The following is a 2,420-nucleotide window of genomic DNA, read 5'->3' as shown; positions in this document are numbered from 1 at the left end:
GGCCAACCATCCGGCGACCACAGCACCCGACCGCAACGCTGGCGCATCCAACTGCAGGCGTGCGGTTGCCGCATCGCTGCGATCAAAATCGCGCACGCCCGGGCGCACCACACGCACCTTGTCGGCGCCCACAATTCCAGCTGACACAAGGTCATCGCGCACCTTCGCACCAGCGGCTATCACGAGGTCGCTTGCTGATGCCATCAGGCGTTCCGATGTTGAGATGCCGCGCACGGCTAACGGCGAGAAATAGCCGGTCAGTAGATGCCCGTGCACCGTGTGCACCAGCGCAGGTCTGTTGCGCCCCAGCGATAAAGCGGCCGCCCGACCCACCAGACCTGCCTTCGCCGTGTGAGTGTTCACCACGTCGGGCTTCAGATCGCCGATCAGCTCACGCAGTTCACGAGTGGCCCACACATCATCAAGGGGTGACACAGCACGACCAAGGCGGCTCAACCTCACCAGCGGCATTGAACCTGCACCGGGGTCTTCCACCTCATCGCCTTGCACCTGGCCTGTGGCAACAACCACCTCGTCACCGGCAGCTATCTGCTCAGCCGTCAGGGTCTCCAGCCAGCGAGCGGTGCCACCGAGGTTCACCCGGGCGATGACGTGTAACACCTTCACGGAACCACCCTGTCATGCCGGCCGCTGGCCCAAACCCCCTGTGGTCAACTCACGCGATCTTGTCGTCACGATGGGCTTGTGCATCAATGACCGACGGGTGGAGACTCCGGCTTCCTGCCGTCACTGAAATCTTGCACTCATCACCCATGCATCGCCGCGCGAAACGCAGCTCGCACCCCAGCATCGACCCGCAAACCACGGGCAGCCCGTATCGATCCCAGCCCTCCCCCAGCCAATACCTTCACGGCTTCTCCCACCGCACTCATCGGCACCCCGAGCCGCCGCCCCGCCCACAGATCGCGGACCAGCAATACCAATCGCTGCTCAGCCCACGGCACGTCCTTATAGCGCTCCACCTCTGCAGCCACGGCCCCCGCAGTGATCGAACGTGCCTGCGGGAAGACGAACTCTGACACCATGCGAGCCGTCATCGCTCGCTGCGCGGCTTGCTTGCTGTGGGTGATCGACGATGCACTCATCGTCCAATCCACCACAGTCTGGGGCACTCCCACCAGGTCGCCCACCTGAGTCATGCGCATCCACAAACCAAGATCTTCCGCCGGGAAATCCTCCGCTCGATAACCCCCCGCCTCCATCACTGCGTCACGGTGAAACAACACACCCGGATGCGGAAATCGCTGAGGATGAAGCAGGCTCGACCGGGTCACTACTGTCACACCTGAGCCCCGAGCCCCACGCTGCCCCGACTACTAGGGATGAAGCCTTCCTATGCGCACCGCACAAGCTGAGTACCCTCAAGTCATGAGGATGAAAAGGTGAGTGGGCGCCTAGGCCCCCTGGGCAGGTTCTCTGAAACACTCAAGTCCACAATCGGCCCGGATAACCACCAACGCTTCAGAAAACGCCTCCTACCGATCTATTCCCGTATCCCACGCATTCACTGGAGCCAGTCAGGTGAAGACATCATCCTGAATGAGCTGCTACCGGAGGAACACGGCACGTACGTTGACGTAGGTGCTGCTCACCCACGCCTGGGAAGCAACACCTATTTTCTCTATCGCCGCGGCTGGTACGGCACCCTGATCGAGCCCAACCCCGCAAGCGCCCTAACCCTCCGGAAAGCTCGCCCTAGAGACCGCGTCGTGGAGGCCGCCGCATCCGCTAAATCTGGGGTGACCAAGTTCACCATCTTCCAATCCGATTACCTATCCTCCATCGACCCGTGTGTTACTCAAGAACGAGCCGACGCGGGCGAGATCGTTGAGTCAATCCTCGAGATCCCACTTATCACTCTCGCCGACCTCGGCCTTCACGCCAGCCCCGATCAGCCTTCACTGCTATCCGTCGACTGTGAGGGCGCCGATCTTGAGGTTCTCCGCGGAAATGACTGGACCGCATTCACTCCACGAGTAATTTGTGTAGAAGAGCCTGCCGAAACCCTTACTAACCCCACTGAAATCCGCCAACTCGTGCAAGACCAGGGGTACCGGCTCTGCGCTCACACAGGGTTATCCGCGATTTACACGCACGCCCGTTCAAGAGCAACACCGCGATCAATCTTGCCGAAACCTCGCGAAGAAATATTTAGTCCAGAACACTCCGGAAATACTCAATCGTAGAGGGCAGGCCCTCCTCCAACGGAATCTTCGCCTCCCAGCCCAAGATCTCCTGCGCCCGGGTCGTGTCAGGTTGGCGTCTCACGGGGTCGTCTTGTGGCAGCGGAAAATACTCGATTCCACTCGGTGACTCCGTGATTTCCAGTATCTGACGAGCGATATCGGCAATCGTCATTTCGCGCGCATTGCCCAGATTAATGGGGCCATCTGGATTCC

3 protein-coding genes and 1 pseudogene are annotated in these 2,420 nt (G+C 60.5%); 1 reads left to right on the top strand and 3 read right to left on the bottom strand.

From position 1 onward, the window contains the following. On the bottom strand, positions 1-627 hold a 627-nt coding region (locus tag WAO31_RS06135), incomplete at its 3' end, for a glycosyltransferase (protein ID WP_509591501.1). Positions 628-767: 140 nt separating this feature from the next. Further along, positions 768-1,304 (bottom strand): hypothetical protein, encoded by a 537-nt coding sequence (locus WAO31_RS06130; RefSeq protein WP_509591498.1) that lies wholly within the window; start codon positions 1,302-1,304, stop codon positions 768-770. A 99-nt stretch (positions 1,305-1,403) separates the two neighbouring features. Here WAO31_RS06130 and WAO31_RS06125 point away from each other — a divergent pair, with 99 nt between their 5' ends. Next, positions 1,404-2,207, top strand: a complete 804-nt coding sequence (locus tag WAO31_RS06125) for an FkbM family methyltransferase (protein WP_509591496.1) — start codon at positions 1,404-1,406, stop codon at positions 2,205-2,207. Here WAO31_RS06125 and WAO31_RS06120 read toward each other — a convergent pair. After that, a pseudogene (locus tag WAO31_RS06120) lies at positions 2,173-2,420 on the bottom strand (SDR family NAD-dependent epimerase/dehydratase); the annotation flags it as partial. The gene WAO31_RS06125 and the pseudogene WAO31_RS06120 sit on opposite strands and share 35 nt — an antisense overlap.

The sequence above is a fragment of the Rhodoluna sp. genome (assembly GCF_049276775.1).
Taxonomy (GTDB): domain Bacteria; phylum Actinomycetota; class Actinomycetes; order Actinomycetales; family Microbacteriaceae; genus Rhodoluna.
The sequence above is the reverse complement of the archived record's forward strand: the minus strand, read 5'-3'. Positions and strand labels throughout refer to the sequence as shown.